The organism is Aequorivita nionensis, from assembly GCF_046352995.1.
Taxonomy (GTDB): domain Bacteria; phylum Bacteroidota; class Bacteroidia; order Flavobacteriales; family Flavobacteriaceae; genus Aequorivita; species Aequorivita nionensis.
In genome coordinates this window covers 2,749,539-2,769,609 of sequence record NZ_CP130281.1, presented here as the reverse complement: position 1 = coordinate 2,769,609, position 20,071 = coordinate 2,749,539, and the positions used below count along the sequence as shown (strand labels likewise).

The window sequence follows — 20,071 nt, the reverse complement described above, 5'->3', positions numbered from 1 at the left end:
TCAATTCAAAATATAATCAATTTTCATTTTTCCAATTCAATCGATCCATTTGGTTGTATGGCCACGGTGCGCCGTTGTTTTCAATGTTTGTCATTGCAACATTCAACTCTGTTGGTGCTGCAGACTGTTCCATAACCAAGTATTGGCGCATATCCATAATAATGCTCAATGGGTCAATACTTACGGGACAAGCTTCTACACACGCATTACAAGTGGTACATGCCCAAAGTTCTTCACGGGTAATATAGTCATCCAACAACTGTTTTCCATCTGGTTTGAATTCCCCGTTTTTGTTGATGTTCTTTCCTATTTCCTCCAAACGGTCACGGGTGTCCATCATTATTTTTCGCGGCGATAGTTTTTTGCCAGTAATGTTTGCGGGGCATTCGCTGGTGCAGCGGCCACATTCTGTACAAGTGTATGCGTTTAATAGCTGGATTCTACTTAAATCCATCACATCACTAGCGCCAAATTTTGCAGGAGCTTCAGTAGCTCCTTCCGCTGGAGCAGCAAATGGATCTACGTTGGGATCCATCATCATTTTCACTTCGTTGGTAACCGATTTTAGGTTTTTGAATTTTCCTTTTGGAACCACTTTTCCGAAGTAAACATTGGGAAAAGCCAAAATTATATGAAGATGCTTAGAGAAGTATAAATAATTAAGAAAAACTAAAATCCCCAAAATATGTAACCACCAAGCACCGCGCTCAATCGCTATAAGTGTTGCCTCTGAAAAACCGTCCATTAAAGGAAGCAGGTATTTACTTACAGGAAAAGATCCAGCTTCAACATAATGTGCGGCTCCTATGGATTGTAATGATTGGTCTGCCGCATTCATAGTCAAAAACAGTATCATCAATACCATTTCAAAATAGAGAATAAAGTTCCCGTCATTTTTTGGCCATCCTTTCATTTCGGAACTCCAAAATCTTTTCAACCTTTGAACATTTCTTCGTGTCCAGAAAAGAATAACACCTACCAAAACCAATAAGGCCAAAATTTCAAATGAGCCAATTAAAAAGTTGTAAAGTCCTGATGGAAGTACTGTGGAAAGAACACGATGCGTACCAAAAATACCATCAATAATAATCTCAAGCACCTCAATATTGATAATAATAAACCCAACATAAACAAGAATGTGAAGCAATCCAGGAATGGGCCTAACTACCATTTTTGATTGGCCCAGTGCTATACGGACTACATTACTCCACCGTTGTCCCGTATTGTCAGAAGCATCAACCTCCTGGCCCAATTTTATATTGCGAATTATTTTACGGATGTTCATTGTAAAATAACCTATTCCCGCCACTAGGGCGATGCTGAAGAGTATGTTAGGAAGGTACTGCATGGTTTATTCCTCTGGGTTGTCTGGTGTTACGTATTCTTTCTGTTTTTTGCCAAATACAGAAATGTGAACGTATCGTTTTGGGTTCAGTTTTACGTCTTGTAAAAGTTGTTCAAGCTGTCTTGAAGCACCTTCTAAATTTTCATAAAGTTGATCGTCTTTTAGCAGTTTTCCAATTGAACCTTCACCATTGTCTACACCAGCTACAATTTTATCCATCTTGTCCACAACATTTTGTAGATCAGTAACCAGTTTTCCTGTTTCCAGTTGTGCCAGGGAATCAGTTAGCTGGGAAAGATTACTTGCGGTTTTATCAAGGTTGGTAAAGGTATTGTCCAGTTTTCCAGTATTGTTGGAGAGAATATAATTCAGGTTTTCCGAAACACCTGAAAAAGAATTCAATGTCTTGTTAAGGTTTTCAATAGCTTCCTTAAGATTTTTTCGTGTTTCCTCATCAACAATGGCGTTCACGCTAAGTAAGAGCGTATCCACCGTTGCTAATGTATTATTCACTTTTTTCTCTAAAGGTCCCAGTGCTTTGGTAACAGCCGTTAACATTCCATCTTCCACATCACCACTAAGCGTATCGCCGCTTTTGGCTATATTATTTATATCATACTCTGGATAGATTCCTAAGTTTTTTCCGCCGAGAAGTCCAGAACTATATATTCTAACAACGCTGTTTTTTGAAAAATCGAAGTCCTTTTCAACTGTAAATTTAACTACCAAACCTCCTTTTGAATTTGCAAAAGAGATGTTCTGTACTTTCCCCACAGTAAGACCATTTATGGTAACTGGAGCTGCTTGGGCCAAACCTTCCACATTGTCATATTTCACATAAAATTCACGGTTTTTGTCAAGCAGGTTGGTACCTTTTAAAAAACTATAGCCAAATATCAATAACAATATGGCGCCAATGGCAAGAATTCCGGTTTTAACTTCTTTGGATAGTCTCAAGAGTGCAATTTTAGATTTTAAACAAATTTAAGTGATAAATATAAAGAAAGCACGCTAATTGGCTTTCGATTTTAACACTTCTTGCACATTAACTTTTTTTCCTTTTTTAAAAGCAACAATGTATGCAGATGGAAAACCTTTTTGCTGCACAAAGGTTTTCATTACCTGAATTTTGTTGTAGTCAGCTGTTTCTGCATAGTAATATTTAAACAGTCCGTCCTCCTTCTCACGCGTTACATCTTTGAGCCCCTTAAAGTTACTGGGCTTTGGGTCCAGTTTTTTGCTGCTGGCAGCTAATTGAACCCTAAAAGTTACGCCTTCATATAAATCTGCTTTTGTTGTTTCAATTACTTTTTCAACTTCCAGTTCCTTAACTTCGGGGTCTTTAACATTATCATTTGCCACGGAAAGACTATTTATGTAGGTTTTAATGGCAGTGCCAATTTCACGCGCCATATCAGTCTGTCCTTTAGCTGAATTCAAATATGCGCCTTCTTTTTTATTAGTAAGAAATCCTGTTTCAATCAAAACACTGGGCATATAGGTATTGTGAAGAACCCAGAACCCGGCCTGTTTTACGCTGCGGTCATTTTGTTTTAAGTTATTTACAATATTGTTTTGCACCAAACTTGCTAAAAGTATGCTTTGATCAAGATATTCTTCTTGCATCAATACCATTCCTATTAACGATTCTGGGGCGTTAGGATCAAAACCTCCATATTTTTCTTTATAGTTATCTTCCAAATAGATAACCTCGTTCTCTTTTTTTGCAACCTCAAAGTTTGCTTGGCTTTTGTGCAACCCAAGCACAAAGGTTTCAGTGCCAAACGCATTGCTGCTGTGGGCATTGCAGTGCACAGAGACAAAAAGATCTGCATCTGCCCTGTTGGCTATTGCAGCACGCTCACGCAGTTCAATAAAAACATCTGTTTTGCGGGTATAGATTACTTTTACATTAGGTATTTTTTCAAGCTCCGCTCCCACTTTTAAAACAATGTTGAGTGAAATTTCAGATTCTTTATAGCCATTTCCTTTATTTCCGTGATCGTGGCCACCGTGACCCGCATCCAAAACCACAACAAATGGTTTTATAGGGTTTTCAGCCGCTGAGGCAGCAATAGAAAAAAATGAAATACTTATTATTAATACGAAAGAAGAAAAAAGTTTCGTTTTCATATACCTATTAACGATTTAAAAAAATTGATATTTTAAAAAAATGATTTAAAAAAACGTACCCCAAAAAATATGTTTATTTTTGACCGTTTCAAATACTGAGCCAAAACTACAAAATAATAGCATCAGCACATTGCGAACCAACAGGCATTACTTAACAATCTTCTTAACATTCCTGCTTCTTTGCAGCACAGTTTTGCATGCGCAGGACATCCCACCAAAGAATGAAGCTAACATCCCCAAAACCACCAAAGAAGACACTCTTTCAGTAAACCTAAAACCAATTGTTGATGAAATCAACGAGCAAGCCCAAGATACCGTAAAGACTGATTCCATAAAACCACCCAAGGAAACTTTAACAGATATTGTGGATTATTATGGGGAAGATTATGTGCTTCTAAACAGAAAAGAAAACAAGGTTTATATGTACAACAAGGCGTATATTATTTATGGAGATATGCGCATAGATGCGGGATTGATAATTCTTGATTACAATAAAAACGAAGTGTACGCCAAAGGTATAGACAGTGCAGGAGTTTATAGCCAACGTCCCATTTTTGTTCAGGCCAACAATAGAGTAGAACCAGATTCCATCCGGTATAATTTTGACACAGAAAAAGCACTGGTCTATAATAGTCGAACGGAACAAAACGGCTTTAGGGTAATTTCTGAAGTGACCAAAAAAGTAAACGATTCTGTAGTTTACCTTCGGAATGTGAAGTTTACTACTTCAAAAAATATTGACGATCCGGAATATTACTTTTACACCCGGAAGGCGAAGTTTGTTCCAAAGAAAAAAATTGTAACAGGTTTAACCAATATGTACATTGCAGATGTGCCAACGCCTGTGGGGCTTCCCTTTGCATATTTTCCGCTAACAGAAGATCGCACCTCTGGTTTTATTATCCCTTCCTTTGGCGAAAACAACAGTCGAGGGTTCTTCTTTCAGAATGGCGGGTATTACTTCGCCATAAATGATTACCTGGATTTTAGTTTGTTGGGCGACTATTACACCAACGGAAGTTACGCCCTTCGTGGTGAATCTGCCTATGTATTAAAATATAAATATCGTGGAAATTTTAGTGCCCGCTATGAATATCTTGTTCAGGAAGAGCGTGGTTTTCCTAATTTCCAAGAAAGCGCAATCTATAATATTCGTTGGACGCACAGTCAAGACATGAAGAGCAATCCAAGCTCCCGCTTTTCGGCTTCGGTGAATTTGGGAAGTAGTAAATATTTCAATCAATCCATAAACCAGACCAATAATGCCAGTGCTTTAGTGAATACACTTAGCTCCTCCGTTTCCTATTCAAAGAGTTTTGAAGGCGATCCACAGGTTAACTTGACTGTGGCAGCTACGCATTCGCAAAACACGAATACACAGCAAATAGCTATGTCTTTGCCAAACTTGAATGCAAGTGTTTCAAGGATTTATCCTTTTGCACCAAAAGATGGTACCAAAAAAGGGATTATTCAAAACATTAACTTTCAGTATGATGTTACAGCAGAAAACCGAATCCAGACAGTTGATTCGCTTTTCTTTAAACCGGAAATGTTCAACAGCGCACAGATTGGGGCACAGCACAATATTCCACTTACCACAAACTTTAAAATCCTTAAATATTTAAGTGCTTCCGCCGGAACTAACTATCGGGAAACTTGGGTTTTGAAAAGTACGCGCAAACGTTATGACGAAACTGTAAATGATGGCAGTGGTGGTATTGTTCAGGACACGGTTTCAGGTTTTGAAAGCTACCGGACTTATAATTTTTCAACCAGTTTGGGAACTACGCTGTACGGACTTTTTAACTTTGGCACAGATAAAAAAATTCAAGCTATCCGCCACGTGGTGCGCCCTTCCGTTAGCTATAACATAAATCCGGCGTTTGATAGGTATTATGATGAATTTCGAGTTCCAAATACAGCAGATCCTGAGTTAGATGATGAGATTGTTCAATACTCCCGTTTTGAAAACACACTATATGGTCCACCAAGTAAAGTATATTCCAGCAGTATCGGGATGTCCTTGAGCAATACTTTTGAAGCCAAAATTCGCGACAGCGACACTACAGCAGTGGAACCAAAAAAAGTGGTGCTGTTGAACAATCTAAACTTTTCAACTGCCTATAATCTTGCAGGTGATTCATTAAAGTGGAGTCCCTTACAATTCAACGGAAGTATTCCCATTATACCAAAACTCGATTTCAATTTCAGTGGAGCGCTGGATCCGTATGCGCTGGACAACAACAATAATAAAATTGATGTTTTCAACATTAACAATGGCGGAAGCCTTTTTAGGCTTACCAATGCCAATGTGAGCATAAATTATTCCTTCAGCAGTAAAGATTTTGAAAGTGATGGCAAGGATACCGATAAAATAGACAATGAGACTTTTAGAAACGGTGGCCGACCCGATGATCTTTTTGGAGAAGCTTCCAATATTTATGACGGGCAGATTTATAAAGACAAAGATGATGACGATGTTGACAAAACCAATGTGGAATGGTATAACTTCACCATTCCGTGGGATGTCCGCTTTGCCTATACCATTACCTACGGCAATGCACAGCGGCAGAATGAAATATCCAGCCAATCGTTTATGATGAGTACAAATATGGAATTGGCACCCCGTTGGACCGTAGGTGTTTCCTCCGGTTATGATTTCAAAAACAAAGGTGTAACTTTAACACAGTTCCGCTTCCAGCGCGATTTGGAAAGCTGGCAAATGAGCTTTAATTGGACACCCATAGGTAGTATCAATACAGCTTGGTATTTTTTTATAGGAATAAAATCTTCCGTACTTAGCGATATTAAATATGACAAGCGTAGGGAAAGCGACAAGAGGCTTTAATTGAATTAATAATGAAAATGCTAATTGTTAACTCTCATACTCACAAATTCACAAACTCACATATTCACTATACAATGAAAAAAATAATCACCACCCCACACGCCCCTGCTCCCATTGGGCCATACAACCAAGCCATTCTTCATGGCACTATGCTCTACACTTCTGGGCAAATTGCGATAGACCCTAAAACAGGAAATTTGGTAACGGACGACATTAAAACCGAAACCAAATTGGTGATGGAAAACCTAAAAGCCATTCTAACCGAAGCTGGAATGACGTTTGAAAATGTACTGAAAACCTCCATCTTTATTAGTGATATGCACAACTTTGCTGCCATCAATGAGGTGTATGCCACATATTTCAACGAAACCACAGCCCCAGCACGCGAAACTGTTGAGGTTGCCAATCTGCCTAAGTTTGTGAATGTGGAAATTTCGGTAATTGCTTCACTTTAAGAGCACACCATAATTCGCTGCAAAACCACTTTTTTTGTTCAAAAATTGATACGCTTTTTTTTTCAACAAAAAGACCGCCATTTATAATCTTAAAAGTATGTATATACGGCCATGCAGTTGTATATAAGCACTTGCTTTAAAGCATACTGAGAACCATTCCAATTGGGTTGTAAATACGCAGTTTTTTGGTAAACTTCTTATATTCATTAGTTGTAACACATTTTAAAAAAAAACCAATTTTGCCTAAAATTAATAGACTGAAAGGATTGCCAAATACTATAACTCAACAGTTTTTCAGTACGACTTTTTATTACAGTAAAGGATATATGGGTGATTGGATTTTTAATGCTGTATCTGAAAAAAATGTGAGTGAATTAACGATTGATTTTTGGAATAATACAATTGTGCCAAATGAACTCGAAATAAAACCAATCCTCAAACAATTACCCAGACTTAAAGAAACTGTTTTGAAAACATTGGAAAGTCAAAATTTTGAATCAGATTTTATTCGGAGCGGAATTCTGAAAATTAAAATGGACAAAACTGGATATAGATATTTATATTGTAGAGCGATTTTGACCGATAAAACCGGAATTGAACATATAGGAAAGGAATATACTGAAACTGTTTATGAAGATGAATTTTCAGTTTTTAAACCGAATTTAATTCAAGAAATAAAAAAAATATTTGGATAATAAACATGTTACAATAAAGGAAACAAAGTAACCGAAGTAAATAGGTTTTAACCCAAAGATTCCAAGTGGTTTTTATTTTCTTAAACCCATTACCAGCTTCCGCCACCACCACCGCCAAAACCACCTCCTGAGGACCCTCCCCCTCCCGAAGAACCACTACTGGATGGCGAACTGACCATTGTGGACTGTGCCGAGGAAATAGAATCTGAAAAAGAATTTGAGAAATTATGCATCGTGAATGCACCCGTTGATGAAGTGTACCAACTTGGTGGCTGTAAATTAAGTGATTCAAACTTCTTTGCCCATTGCTCAAAAAGACCAAAGGCAACTGCATAACCCATCGTGGTTTCAAAATATGTAGGGCTATCCTGCAAAAGCACTTTCAGCTTGTTTTCCTCCGCAATTTTTATAAAGTTTTTAAAGCCTTTTAAATCTGAGAAAACATCATTTCCCTTTTTATTTTTCTTTACCATATAAACCGTCATAAACAACAGAAAAATTCCAATGGGAACTACTGCCAGAGCAGCCCAAAGACCCCAAAAAAACAAAAAGAAAAAAAACAGCAAGACACCAAGAAGCAAGACACCTATTACGGTTTTTGTCTGCATTTTCTTGGCCTGTGCATCATAATAAATTTGTGCCTGATCCTTTAAAATCATTTTTGCCGAGCTCATAGTAGTGTAAAAAGTATCTTTCAAACTGCTTATCAATACTTCTTTTCCGCTAGTGCCGGAGCCTATACCAAAGAGCCCTCTATAGATAGTTTCTTCATATTTGGGTGCATCAGCGGGCAATGGACGTAATTTAGTAAGTTTGGTATCCTCTTTACCGAACCATCCTTTTTTGGGAATCTGTTCCATTTTGATAATACCGCGGGAACCCCAATACGGAATTAAGGAGATAAGGTCTGGAGTATCTGCACTGTCGTCAATTAAAAATCCAGCCATTGCTGGATCTAAACCACTTGGCGGAAAATAACTGGTGGTTGCCACTACCCTATCATCCTTGCCGTATTTATTCCATATTAAATAAAAAATCAATAGCATGGCCCCAAGAATTAAGGTCCAGCCGTAATCTGTCCAAAAAGGCCACCAAGGTTTCAGTTCTTTAATAGAGCCAAGGGGAAGATTGACCAATACTGTTACGCTTTGTCCAGGAACAGACAGAAAGTTTGGGCCACTTTTAGCCGTATAAACACCGTCATTGTAATTTACATCAAAATCATTGCTTGTTGTTTTTACACCTGTATTTCCAGAGTAAACCTGAATAGCATTCAAGTCACTATGCATACCCTCGGGAAGATGTACTGTGAAATCTAATTGGTTAAACACGGCGTACCAACCATCGGGTTTAATATTCCAATAAAACTGTATTTGTTCCTTTTCAAAAAGAAAAGCATCATAAACCCTGTATTTTATTTGATAATGTTGGCGACCAATAACCGTAACATCCTTATCTCCTATTTTTATTTGAAGGCTATTGCTAAGCTTTTGTACAAAGTCAAAATCTGCTTCATATTTGTGGGAAGGCACATCAATTTTTCTAATCTTTATTCTTCGCTTTTCCTGCTTGCCATCTTCGGTAAGTAAATCATAAATCAATTGAATATCTCTGTAAATGCCGTGCTTGTATTCCGTGAAGTTTATATCGTAATTTTCAACCACATCGAAATAACCATCAGCGCTGATGTAAATATCAACCTGACTGTGTTTCACATCAAAACCTTGTGCAAAACCTTTCAGAAAAAACAGAACTCCAAAAAGTAATAGGAATAGTTTTTTCATAGTTAATGTATTTTAATTAAAATTCACTTTCACGTTTTCGCGGCTGGCCTCTTCTGTTTCAAAATAATCAAAATGCTGATAGCCGAACATTCCTGCGAACAAAACTCCCGGAAAGCTTTCACCATAGGTATTGTTTTCGCGTACCGTACCATTGTAGTAGCGACGGCTACGCTCTAAATTTTCTTCAATTTCATTCAGTTTTTGCTGAAGGTCCAAAAAGCCTGCGTTTGCTTTTAGATCTGGATAGGCCTCTCCTAAAGCAAAAATGCTTCTCAAGGTTTGCTGTAACTGGTTTTCAGCTTTTATCTTTGCGTTTATGTCATCTGATGGCACGGCCATTGCCGCGTTTCGGGCGTTTATAACACTTTCTAAGGTAGTTTTTTCGTGGGCAGCGTACCCTTTTACGGTCTCAACAAGATTAGGAATCAAATCATAACGTCGTTTCAAAGCCACGTCTATATTGCTCCACCCATCTTTTACCACGTTTTTATTTTTCACAAAACGGTTGAAAACAATGACAAGCAAAAAGGCAATCACAATAATGACGCCGATAAGAAGAAATACAATACTCATAACTGGTTAGGGTTTATTGATTAATTTTAATTGAAGTAATTATTTAATAATGAATTACTAAGATACATTTTTATTAGCTTTCTATTCTGTACTGCCAAAATAAAATACTGCTATCGAAGTAATTACTTTTAAAACAAATTTTTTAATTTAATGGCTTCGGAAAAAATGATTCTTTTTCAGAAAAGAATTAAAGAGCACTAACCAACAATTTCTTACGATTTTGAAAAAAACGACCTACCTCCTATTTTTTCTATTGTTTCCATTCTATTTAATTGCACAGAATGACAGCATTCCCAAAAAACTTAAGTTTTCAGCCGATTTCAGATTTCGGGTCGAACAAGATTGGGATTCCCAAAAATCAGATGGAACCTTACGTGAGGACCGAACCCGTTTGAGATATCGGGCACGCTTAGGAGCTACCTATGATTTTAAGGATTGGGTGTCTTTCGGAATGAGAATACGTACCGGGCAGCCCAATAAACAACAAGATCCGCAACTTACGTTGGGCGATGAGTTTAGCAGTGCTCCCATTGCTTTTGAAAAATTGTATGCCAATTTCAAATACAATTGGCTAAGTTTTTGGATTGGGAAAAATTCCTTTCCTTTTGAGAAGCAGAACGAACTTTTTTGGAGCGACAATGTTTCTCCGGAGGGTGTTTCCCTTTCCGGGAAATTCAATTTTGAAAATGATTTTCTGCAATCATTAAAAGTAAATACAGGACATTTTATTTTTGCCACCAGCGGTACTTCTTTGAGTAAAGACAGCTATTTTGAAGGAATACAGTTGGTATCTTCGCATTGGCAAAACCGAGTGAAGTTTTTTCCTGCTTTTTATTATTTTAAAAACATGCCAAACATTCCGGATGGTGGAGATACTTTTAATATAAACTATTCCATACTTCACCTGGGAACTAAAGTGGATATAATTAAAAACCCAAAAATCACCGTGGGTTTCGATTATTACCAAAACATACAAGATTATAACAATAATGATTCTATTCCGAAACAATTGCAAAATCAAAAAATTGGCTATGTTGCTAATGCTGGAATAGGGAAATTAGATAAAAAAGGCGATTGGAAAGTCCAGCTGACTTATAATTATTTGGAGCGTTTCGCAGCTGTAGATTATTTAGCACAAAACGATTGGGCGCGCTGGGATTACTCAAATGCAGGATCAGCAGATGGAAGACTTACAAATTTTAAGGGTCTGGAAATTATGGCAGGATATACCTTAGCAGAAAATATGGATTTAAGAGTGCGCTTCTTTACCGTTGAACAAATTGTGCCATATGGAATTGCCAAGGAAAACGGCAACCGCATACGGCTCGATTTTAATATTGGTTTCTGATATTTTTGAAAAAATAAAGAAAAAACTATATGTCGCAAATAGATTTGTTCAACTTTAAAATTGATACTGAAAAAAATCTGCTTCCAATGGGCGGAACGGTGAATTATTTCGGGAAAATTTTTTCTGATGAAGAAGCCAACCGTTATTATGAAATTCTTCTTAATACAATAGATTGGAAAAACGATGAAGCAATAATCTTTGGAAAAAGGATTGTTACTAAACGGAAAGTAGCTTGGTACGGCAACCAAGAGTTTGAATATACTTATTCTAAAATCACAAAAAAAGCCCATTTGTGGACACCAGAATTATTACTGCTTAAAAAACTGATAGAAAAGAAAACTGGAGAAACTTTTAATAGTTGTTTATTGAACCTTTACCACTCTGGCGAAGAAGGAATGGCATGGCACAGCGATGGCGAGAAAGATTTAAAAAAGAACGGCGCAATTGCTTCTGTAAGTTTTGGAGCGGAGCGTAAATTTGCCTTTAAGCATAAGCAAACTAAAGAAACAATCGCTTTGAATTTGGAACACGGAAGTCTTTTGATTATGAAAGGCGCAACCCAAACAAATTGGCTTCACAGATTGCCGCCAACAAAAAAAGTAGATGAAGCCAGAATTAATTTGACCTTTAGAACCATTATCTTAAAATAAAAAAGCTAAGTATTATTCGTCTGTTTCTTCTTCAGTTTTTGTTGCTTTTGGATCAAAGTCAACTGGATAAGAATTATCATCTGGGGTAATGGGCAGTTCAGATTCTATTTCAACTTTCTTATTAAATAGTTTTTGCATCAATTCCTGAAAAGTATTGAAATCAACCGAATATGAAATACCAGCTCCTTGTTCAAATATCTGGTCTTCCCCTATAAACTGTAAAGCTGCCTGTCTGTTAAAGAATTTCATCCGCAGGCTTCCGTCATCATTGATGAGCCATTGCACCTCAATATCGCCTGCAACTGAAGTCTCGTTGGCACCACCAACCGGCACTCCCACTTTTCCGTTGATTAGAATTCGCTCCGTAATTTTTGTAGAGATTGTAAGATCTACATAATCTGCGGTTTCTTGGTCGGGAGTGTCATCACCAACTGTATAACCAACACCAAGACTAAATTTTCCATCTTGATCTGCAAAAAGATCATTCACCAAACTTGAAACTCGGTCTGCCAAAGTTCCCGCGAAAGCATTGGACCCGCCATAATTATCGTTCACAAAATTACCGGTTGCCAATAAAAATATTGATTGGTTCTGTTTCTGTTCTTCGGTTTTAAGTTTGTATTCCAACTCACTTTTTAGAGTTGAGGTCACATTTGGAAATTCTATGTCAAATTTTAAAGCAGGTTGGGCAAGTTCACCATTTAAGCCTACAATAACCTCAACAGGAATCTTTCTATTTATAGAAGGATTATCTAACAAAATAGATGGGTTTGCTTGAGTTTTATAGATTGCGCTCAGGCTTAGATTTGCTTTTTCCGGCGCACCGTCCCAAGTTATGTTTCCGCCCGGAACCACTCCAATATTACGTTGGATAATGCCTCCGTACCTAAAATCAAATTCTCCTTCATAGATTTGAAAGTCGCCATACATCTGGAATTTTCCATTGGTGTTTATTTCAATAAGAAGAATTCCAGCCCCGCGACCTTTTAAGGTTGAATTGTTTTGCTGATCCACAACAACTTCCACTTCAGCATTTTTGTTGATGTCTAAATCAAAGTTAAGCGATAATCCTTTTGGTTCATCATTGAGTACTGCTTCGCCATTAATACGTGCTTCCTTTTCCTTTGGCGAAAGGAAATGCACGAAAGAATCATCACTAATAGATTCAGTATCACTAATTGGAATTTTAAACGTAGTTCCTCGTTGGGTAGTAGCTTCAACATCTATTACCAATTCATCAATGGGCCCTTTAATATCTGCTCTTCCGCTTATAAATGCTGTTCCGTAATACAAAGCATCTTCTTCTGGGGGAGTATTTAAAACCAATAATCTTTCGGGCGCCTCAACGTGTAAATCTAGTGCCCAATTTCCGAAATTAGTATGTGTGGCATTTCCGTATAAAATACCTTCGGTTTCATATTTTGTGTCTTTTATGTTTGTACGGGCAATTTCAAATTTATTCTTGGTTACAATTATTTGTGCGTTGTTCTCAATGTCAAAATCTGTATTTAGAAAAGGTATTTTCAAACCACTGTTTTCCATAGTAAAGCGTCCCAAAATATCGGGTGATTTGTAATTGCCCGAAACCTTTGCATTACCAGATATTAGCCCGCGGATGTCCGTAATCACATCGCCGCCAAAAGGACTAAAGGCCTGCATATTGAACTGGTTAAGATCCACATTAAGCTGTATTTGGGGATTTCTGGCAGAAACATCTATTTCGCCTACAGCATTGATTGATTTTACATTGTTATTGGTCAGTGAAGTGTTTATTCGGTATTTTGTTAAATCTTCGTTACCGTCAATTTTTAAATCTAAATCTCCGAAAGGAATTTCATTTATATTAACATCGTCAATGGTAACTGTGCTGTTAGGATAATAGGCGCCATTTTTTTGAAGAAAATCAAACTTTCCGTTCATATTCCCCTTAAGCCTCAGGCTATCTATTTCGGGCGTTATGTCACCAATGTTTACGTCTTTAAAACGAACTTTTAAATCTTTATAAGTAGAGTCCCGCAAAACCCCCGCCATTTGTATTAATTGTTCATTATGGCTGAGCACTAAGGAATCAATTCGAATCTCTTTAAAATTATCGTCAAAAACCACTTTGTTTAAACGATTGTTATTTTCGTTTAAATACCAAACATTGTCTTTATAGGTAATATCAGATTTTTTTACCCCAATAACTGATTTCCCCGCAGGATTAATAGTATGATAAAGTGAAAGGTTAAAAAGATCTTCTTTCTTTTCACCGCCCTTAAACTCAGAACGCACATACATGGTATCATTTAAAGTCTTATTTATGACGTTAACATCTTTAAGATTATAAATACCAGTGTAAACCGAATCTGCATATATATATGTGTTATACAGCGGGTTATCATTATCTACCTGAATATTTAATTTACTTATATAATTATCAAGAACAATAACTTCCGGCGAACGAAAATCGAGCTTAAATTTAGATTCATCCGAAGAGACAGATCCTCTTAACCGAGTATTATCACCAAGTTTCAGTTGTGGCACAAAGACGTCAACAATCTTGTTGTAAACCACAAATTCATAATCTATGTATTGATTTGTAGTAACCTCTTGCGGAATGTAATTTGCATAAATACTCGCAATTCCATTTTGAAAAAGATTGGGTATATCTTCAATTAAAAACTCACCGGAAATTTGACCATTTATAATATCTGGTGAATTAATTTCAATAGTTCGTTTTGGGCCCTCAAAAGACGAAGTGATCGTAAAATCATCAAAATAAAAGTTATCGCGTTCGTTTTGGTAAAACGTTTGGCTAAAATTGATGGTTCCCTGAACGTCATCAATTGTCTTTCCGTCCATATCCACAACAACTTTTCCAGTGAAAACCGAAATACTATCTCGCTTTATTAAGTTAAGCTGGTTTAATTCCGCATATTCTACATCTACTTCAAAATCTAAATGATTTGTTTCAGTGGAAGCATCTATTAAACCTTTAAAATCAAGTTTCAAATTGGGATCATCTATAGAAAGTTCACCATTAAAAAGCGGATTTTTCAAATTCCCCGAAACCACGATGTTTTTGTAATTATATCCTTCAAAAGCAAAAGAAGAAACCGTACCGGAAATTTCTGTATTAACGTTGTTTTTATCAAAGCCACTGCCATCAAAATCAAGGTTCGCGGTCATTTTTCCAAGAGAAGTAGTGTTTGCGACCTTACCGAGATTAAAATCTTTCAAGACCACTTTTCCTTTATAATAGGCCTTCTCAAAATTGTTAATATTTCCCATTTCCAAATCTACGTTGGCTTGCCCTATTCCGCTTAATAAATTACTTTTTGTAACAAGCTCATTACCTATTATTGAAGTGTTTCCGCTAAGATTAAAACTTCCCAATTCTTTAAGCTCAACCGGAACCACATCGCCCAAAACACGTGGCATAAACCTTCTTAGATCAAAATAATTGGTTGAGATATTATGATTGGATGCAATAATGGTATATTCTTTTTCTGAGTCCAGGATATTTTTAAAAGTGTAATCACCTTGAATATTGGTGTCTCCAGTTTTAAGGGTAAGATTATTCGCAGTGAAATCGTTCAAAGTTCCTTTAAGTTCGGTGTCCAATAAAATTAATTGATCTGGTCCAAATTCGTTATAAAAACTGTTCAGATCGTTTGTCGCTACTTTAGAATCCTTAAAATTGGCCGTGATTATTACATTATTTACAAAGTCAGACATTCCATTTTTGGAATAATCCAAATCCACATCTCCCATAACTTTAGATTCTGTGGTTTCAAGATTAAGATCTTTCAGTGTGATATTTGTTTCAGTATATGAAAAATCTGCCTGCATATCCTTAATACTAATTCCCCAAGAAGCAACTAGTGATAGGTTTTTGATGTTGGCCTTTACCTCTGTGTCGTCAATTCTAAAATTATTGGCAACCACATTTACATTGTCTAAAACAAAAACCTTGGGATTTTCAAGATTTTCATCTGTCATTTTAACCCTGCTGTTGGTTAAAGTAACATCATTACTAAAAAGCGAAAAAGGCGAAGTGCTCGGCTTGCCTGTATCAAACTTTTTTGCGAAAATGGAAAGATTGTCGTTTTCTTCGCCTTTATAGGTTTTAATGTAAAGTTTGGCGTAATCAAGTGAAATATCTCCAAAACCCAAATCGCCCTGAATCAAATTTTGAAAACTGATAATATTAGTTTGAACCTGCTTACTATAAATTAAAGTATCTTGGTGGTGGTCTGCTATAAAAACCTCACGGATATCTACTTCGCCCTTCCAGTTAAGGCCTAAGCGTTTAATGTTGATGTCGGTTCCGTAAGTTTCATTAAGGTTGGTAGTTACTTTTTTTGCTGCCCAAGTTTGTACCGAGGGAATGGAAAAAATAATCACTATAAGCACGAGCAGCAATACAATGATTACGAAGGTGCGAACTATTATTTTCCGAAGTTTTTTGATACGCTTTTAAAGTTTTAATTTTACACCCAATAAATATACCCCTTTTGCTTTGACACAAAAAAACTGCTACATCCTCGGTATTGAATCTTCTTGCGACGACACTGCTGCAGCCGTAATCAACAACGGCGAAATACTTAGCAATGTTGTTGCTACACAAGCAATTCACGAACAATATGGCGGTGTGGTTCCCGAGCTTGCTTCGCGTGCGCACCAACAAAATATTGTACCCGTTGTGCACCAGGCTTTACAAAAAGCAAATATCGATAAAAATCAGTTATCAGCCATTGCTTTTACACGCGGACCTGGCTTGATGGGTTCATTGCTCGTAGGCACCTCATTTTCAAAATCTTTGGCCTTGGGTTTGGGCATTCCGTTGATAGATGTAAACCACATGCAGGCACATATTTTGGCGCATTTTATTAAAGCTGAAGGACAGAATGCACCTAACTTTCCATTTTTGGCGATGACAATCAGTGGTGGCCACACACAGATTGTGAAAGTGACGGATTATTTTGAAATGGAAATAATTGGTCAAACTATTGACGATGCCGTAGGCGAAGCGTTTGATAAAAGTGCGAAAATCCTCGGCCTCCCCTATCCCGGCGGTCCACTGGTTGACAAATATGCACAAAAAGGAAATCCAAAAGCGTTCAAATTTCCAAAACCGAAAGTGAATCCGATGGATTTCAGTTTTAGTGGTCTGAAAACTTCAGTGCTCTATTTTGTTGAAAAAGAAGTAGCCCAAAACCCTGATTTTATTTCAGAAAACATTGAAGACATCTGCGCAAGTCTTCAGTTTACCATTGTTGATTATTTGATGGACAAGCTGAAAAATGCTGTGAAAAAAACTGGTATAAAGGAAATAGCCATTGGCGGTGGCGTTTCTGCGAATAGTGGTATTCGCAATGCTTTAAAAGAAGCTGAAACAAAATATGGTTGGAAAACCCATATTCCCAAATTTGAGTTTTGTACCGATAATGCCGCAATGATTGCCATTGTTGGCGAACTGAAATACAAAACCCAGAATTTTGCCGAGAATAATGTTGTAGCTTCGGCACGAATGAAGTTTTAAGGATATGAATTCCAATTCCGAAGAAATATTAAAACGCATAAGAGTAGCGCTCAATCCTTGGAAAAAGGATATTGAGGAAAAGCGAATGTTTGGTGGCACTTGTTTTCTTTTTAAAGGAAAAATGTGCGTGGGCGAAACCAAGGAACGGCTTATGGTTCGCGTGCCGCGCGAAAAAATGGAAGAAGTACTGACCAATCAATTTGTTGGCCCAATGGATTTTACGGGCAAACCGATGAAGGAATTCATTTTTGTAACAAAAAAGGGTTTTGATACGGAGGAAAAATTACAGCAATGGACCGAAATTGGCGTTGCGCATGCAAAGACAAAACTGAAATAAATGCAGCTTTTTTACAATCCAAACATTTCAAAATTAGAAAAAGAAGTAACTTTTGATAAAGAGGAAAGTCGCCATATTGTAAAGGTTTTACGGATGAAGGACGGCGATACTTTCAAAATTACAAATGGGAAAGGTTCCTTCTTTTCTGCGGAAATGATTAATGCGAATCCAAAGGGCTGTTTGGTGAAAATTCTTTCGGAAGAAATGCAGCAACCTCTTCCCTATCAGCTTCATTTGGCAGTTGCGCCCACAAAGCTCAACGATCGCTATGAATGGTTTTTGGAAAAAGCCACAGAGATTGGCATTTCAGAAATAACCCCGATAATCTGCGACCATAGCGAACGAAAAATTATAAAGACCGAACGTTATGAAAAAATCCTTCAAAGCGCGATGAAACAATCGTTGAAGGCATATTTGCCAATTTTGAACGAAGCCGTTTCGTATAAAGATTTTATAAATTCTGAAAAGAATTCCGAAGGTATAAAGTGTATTGCACATTGTGAGGAAACCGATAAAAAATCCTTGAAATCTGTTTTGAAACAGAATCAGAAAATCACCATTCTCATCGGTCCCGAAGGTGATTTTTCTTCCGAAGAAATTGAACTTGCAAAAGCAAATGGCTTTATTCCGGTCAGCTTGGGCGAAAGTCGTTTGCGCACGGAAACTGCTGCCGTTGTAGCTTGCCATAGTGTTGCATTCGTAAACGAATAAATAAACCCAACAGATTTCAATTTTTAAAATAAAAAAATCAAAATTGGAGGATAAATCTGTTGGGTTTCAAAGGAACCGATTATATTTTTTCCTGCGCAGCAGCAGTAATATCAAAATTTTGGGATTGGATAAATCCAATCAAAGTGAGCGAATCTCCATTTTCAACCAACTCTGGGATTTTTATAATTCCGCTTCCGGAGGTTTTATTCAGTGAAATTTCTATTTGTTCAACAACAATATTCACGCTCGAAAGCATACGCCCACTGTTTTCACCACGCTTCACCTTTGTTTCCTTTTTTTTGATAGCGAAGGCAATTTTTAAACTTTTTCCTGTAACATTTCCTTCCACTTTATAATTAAATTCTATTTGTTTGTCCAGCTTTTTTACATCTGAAAGCGTCAAAACATTTTCAGAATCAATCTTTAAATATTTTGAAAGGTAAGCGTCCATTTTTGCTTCGCTGGATCCAACAAAGTGAACATCACCGTTCACGATTGCTTGTGGAGTGTAAACGCTGGAGCCCCCAAATTTACTGCTGTAGCTGTATTGCAAATCTGAAAATTCCTTTTTGCTGAAAACATCTTTCCAACCCAAACGGTTCCAGTAATCAACGTGATAGGAAAGCACAAAAACATTTTTTCCTTCATATTCTTTTTCCACTTTTTCCAAAAGTAAATCAGCACTTGGACAGCTACTGCAACCTTGTGAAGTAAAAAGCTGAACAATGGCAAAGGGTTTGTTTTCAGGTGTGATTGTAATTTTGGTTGTTATTTCCGAAGATTTATTAGGTTCTTTATTGAAAGAACACATTCCTAAAATAACTGGGAAAATAAGCAAAGACGCTAAAAATTTCATAGTAACATTTTAAACTTTGTCCGTACGTTCCCAAAAAACTTACATACCGAGTATTTTCAAAAATTGTTTTTTACATTTATTCTTCCTGAATTAGTACTTTTGAAAACTATGCGCTTAAAACTCTTTTCAATTTTCTTTTTGGTTTTTATCGGAAGCCTTTCAGCCCAAGAAATCGCGCTTTTGCAATACGGCGGCGGTGGCGATTGGTATGCAAATCCAACTTCACTTCCCAATTTGGCCAAATTCTGCAATGAGCATATTGATACTTCCCTAAAGGAAAAAACGCAAACGGTTACGCCCGGAAGTGTGGATATTTTTGATTATCCCTTTGTGCATATGACGGGCCACGGAAATGTTTATTTTTCTGCTGAAGAAGCTGAAAACCTAAGAAATTATTTGATGAGCGGTGGCTTTCTCCATATTGATGACAACTACGGGATTGACCAATATATTCGAAAAGAAATCGTAAAAATATTTCCGAATAAGGAATTAAAAGAGCTTCCAGCCAATTTCCCGATGTTCAGTTATTTTTACAAATTTCCACAGGGAATGCCCAAAATTCACGAGCACGACGGCGGACGACCACAAGCGTTTGGCATTTTTGTGGAAGACAGATTGGTTTTACTTTACACTTTTGAAACCGATCTTGGTGACGGTTGGGAAAACCCTGAAGTACACAACGATCCGCAGGATGTTAGGTTGAAGGCACTGCAAATGGGCGCAAATATCATTAAATACGTTTTTGAAAATTGACTTCACCCAAAACCCCGCATCCAACACCCTTAACAAAACTTTGATTTTTTCTACAA

16 protein-coding genes are annotated in these 20,071 nt (G+C 37.1%); 9 read left to right on the top strand and 7 right to left on the bottom strand.

Annotated elements, in window-relative coordinates; translation table 11 throughout:
* Positions 1 to 16: 16 nt before the first annotated feature.
* Genes Q2U82_RS12680 through Q2U82_RS12670 form a run of 3 tightly spaced genes read right to left on the bottom strand, consistent with a single transcriptional unit; the run spans position 17 to position 3,478 of the window.
* Positions 17 to 1,348, bottom strand: a complete 1,332-nt coding sequence (locus Q2U82_RS12680) for a 4Fe-4S dicluster domain-containing protein (RefSeq protein ID WP_410005223.1) — start codon at positions 1,346 to 1,348, stop codon at positions 17 to 19.
* A 3-nt stretch (positions 1,349 to 1,351) separates the two neighbouring features.
* The gene (locus Q2U82_RS12675) at positions 1,352 to 2,302 is read right to left on the bottom strand and encodes an MlaD family protein (protein ID WP_410005222.1); all 951 of its coding nucleotides are present in this window, start codon (positions 2,300 to 2,302) and stop codon (positions 1,352 to 1,354) included.
* A gap of 54 nt (positions 2,303 to 2,356) precedes the next feature.
* Positions 2,357 to 3,478, bottom strand: coding sequence for an N-acetylmuramoyl-L-alanine amidase (locus tag Q2U82_RS12670; RefSeq protein WP_410005221.1), 1,122 nt, complete (start codon positions 3,476 to 3,478; stop codon positions 2,357 to 2,359).
* 79 nt (positions 3,479 to 3,557) lie between these two features.
* Between Q2U82_RS12670 and Q2U82_RS12665 the strand changes: the two genes are divergently transcribed.
* The 3 genes from Q2U82_RS12665 (at position 3,558) to Q2U82_RS12655 (ending at position 7,476) form a co-directional block, all read left to right on the top strand.
* The gene (locus Q2U82_RS12665; RefSeq protein WP_410005220.1) at positions 3,558 to 6,326 is read left to right on the top strand and encodes a putative LPS assembly protein LptD; all 2,769 of its coding nucleotides are present in this window, start codon (positions 3,558 to 3,560) and stop codon (positions 6,324 to 6,326) included.
* A 74-nt stretch (positions 6,327 to 6,400) separates the two neighbouring features.
* Positions 6,401 to 6,781: a Rid family detoxifying hydrolase gene (locus Q2U82_RS12660; RefSeq protein WP_410005219.1), complete on the top strand. Its 381-nt coding sequence runs from the start codon at positions 6,401 to 6,403 to the stop codon at positions 6,779 to 6,781.
* Positions 6,782 to 7,020: 239 nt separating this feature from the next.
* A complete protein-coding gene (locus tag Q2U82_RS12655) occupies positions 7,021 to 7,476 on the top strand; it encodes a hypothetical protein (protein ID WP_410005218.1) in 456 nt (151 codons plus the stop codon).
* An 89-nt stretch (positions 7,477 to 7,565) separates the two neighbouring features.
* Here Q2U82_RS12655 and Q2U82_RS12650 read toward each other — a convergent pair whose 3' ends face one another.
* Both Q2U82_RS12650 and Q2U82_RS12645 read right to left on the bottom strand, forming a co-directional pair.
* Positions 7,566 to 9,260, bottom strand: a complete 1,695-nt coding sequence (locus tag Q2U82_RS12650; RefSeq protein ID WP_410005217.1) for a DUF2207 domain-containing protein — start codon at positions 9,258 to 9,260, stop codon at positions 7,566 to 7,568.
* Positions 9,261 to 9,272: 12 nt separating this feature from the next.
* Positions 9,273 to 9,833, bottom strand: coding sequence for a LemA family protein (locus tag Q2U82_RS12645; protein ID WP_410005216.1), 561 nt, complete (start codon positions 9,831 to 9,833; stop codon positions 9,273 to 9,275).
* Between the two features lie 220 nt (positions 9,834 to 10,053).
* Between Q2U82_RS12645 and Q2U82_RS12640 the strand changes: the two genes are divergently transcribed.
* Both Q2U82_RS12640 and Q2U82_RS12635 read left to right on the top strand, forming a co-directional pair.
* Positions 10,054 to 11,181: a putative porin gene (locus Q2U82_RS12640; protein ID WP_410005215.1), complete on the top strand. Its 1,128-nt coding sequence runs from the start codon at positions 10,054 to 10,056 to the stop codon at positions 11,179 to 11,181.
* A 38-nt stretch (positions 11,182 to 11,219) separates the two neighbouring features.
* On the top strand, positions 11,220 to 11,831 hold the full coding sequence (locus Q2U82_RS12635) for an alpha-ketoglutarate-dependent dioxygenase AlkB family protein (RefSeq protein WP_410007165.1): 612 nt from the start codon (positions 11,220 to 11,222) through the stop codon (positions 11,829 to 11,831).
* A 12-nt stretch (positions 11,832 to 11,843) separates the two neighbouring features.
* On the opposite strand, the gene Q2U82_RS12630 is transcribed toward Q2U82_RS12635, so the two are convergent.
* Positions 11,844 to 16,220, bottom strand: a complete 4,377-nt coding sequence (locus tag Q2U82_RS12630) for a translocation/assembly module TamB domain-containing protein (RefSeq protein ID WP_410005214.1) — start codon at positions 16,218 to 16,220, stop codon at positions 11,844 to 11,846.
* Between the two features lie 115 nt (positions 16,221 to 16,335).
* On the opposite strand from Q2U82_RS12630, the gene tsaD reads away from it, so the two are divergent.
* Genes tsaD through Q2U82_RS12615 form a run of 3 tightly spaced genes read left to right on the top strand, consistent with a single transcriptional unit; the run spans position 16,336 to position 18,406 of the window.
* A complete protein-coding gene (gene tsaD / locus Q2U82_RS12625; protein WP_410005213.1) occupies positions 16,336 to 17,358 on the top strand; it encodes a tRNA (adenosine(37)-N6)-threonylcarbamoyltransferase complex transferase subunit TsaD in 1,023 nt (340 codons plus the stop codon).
* A gap of 4 nt (positions 17,359 to 17,362) precedes the next feature.
* On the top strand, positions 17,363 to 17,695 hold the full coding sequence (locus Q2U82_RS12620) for a TfoX/Sxy family protein (protein WP_410005212.1): 333 nt from the start codon (positions 17,363 to 17,365) through the stop codon (positions 17,693 to 17,695).
* Positions 17,696 to 18,406, top strand: coding sequence for a 16S rRNA (uracil(1498)-N(3))-methyltransferase (locus Q2U82_RS12615; protein ID WP_410005211.1), 711 nt, complete (start codon positions 17,696 to 17,698; stop codon positions 18,404 to 18,406).
* 79 nt (positions 18,407 to 18,485) lie between these two features.
* On the opposite strand, the gene Q2U82_RS12610 is transcribed toward Q2U82_RS12615, so the two are convergent.
* Positions 18,486 to 19,262, bottom strand: a complete 777-nt coding sequence (locus Q2U82_RS12610) for a DUF1223 domain-containing protein (RefSeq protein WP_410005210.1) — start codon at positions 19,260 to 19,262, stop codon at positions 18,486 to 18,488.
* A gap of 108 nt (positions 19,263 to 19,370) precedes the next feature.
* On the opposite strand from Q2U82_RS12610, the gene Q2U82_RS12605 reads away from it, so the two are divergent.
* On the top strand, positions 19,371 to 20,015 hold the full coding sequence (locus Q2U82_RS12605) for a DUF4159 domain-containing protein (protein ID WP_410005209.1): 645 nt from the start codon (positions 19,371 to 19,373) through the stop codon (positions 20,013 to 20,015).
* Positions 20,016 to 20,071 lie beyond the last annotated feature (56 nt).

Coding starts and splice junctions, on each gene's coding strand:
- Q2U82_RS12680 (WP_410005223.1), bottom strand. CDS start 1,348: ATGCAGTACCTTCCTAACATACTCTTCAGCATCGCCCTAGTGGCGGGA.
- Q2U82_RS12670 (WP_410005221.1), bottom strand. CDS start 3,478: ATGAAAACGAAACTTTTTTCTTCTTTCGTATTAATAATAAGTATTTCA.
- Q2U82_RS12660 (WP_410005219.1), top strand. CDS start 6,401: ATGAAAAAAATAATCACCACCCCACACGCCCCTGCTCCCATTGGGCCA.
- Q2U82_RS12650 (WP_410005217.1), bottom strand. CDS start 9,260: ATGAAAAAACTATTCCTATTACTTTTTGGAGTTCTGTTTTTTCTGAAA.
- Q2U82_RS12645 (WP_410005216.1), bottom strand. CDS start 9,833: ATGAGTATTGTATTTCTTCTTATCGGCGTCATTATTGTGATTGCCTTT.
- Q2U82_RS12620 (WP_410005212.1), top strand. CDS start 17,363: ATGAATTCCAATTCCGAAGAAATATTAAAACGCATAAGAGTAGCGCTC.
- Q2U82_RS12615 (WP_410005211.1), top strand. CDS start 17,696: ATGCAGCTTTTTTACAATCCAAACATTTCAAAATTAGAAAAAGAAGTA.
- Q2U82_RS12610 (WP_410005210.1), bottom strand. CDS start 19,262: ATGAAATTTTTAGCGTCTTTGCTTATTTTCCCAGTTATTTTAGGAATG.
- Q2U82_RS12605 (WP_410005209.1), top strand. CDS start 19,371: ATGCGCTTAAAACTCTTTTCAATTTTCTTTTTGGTTTTTATCGGAAGC.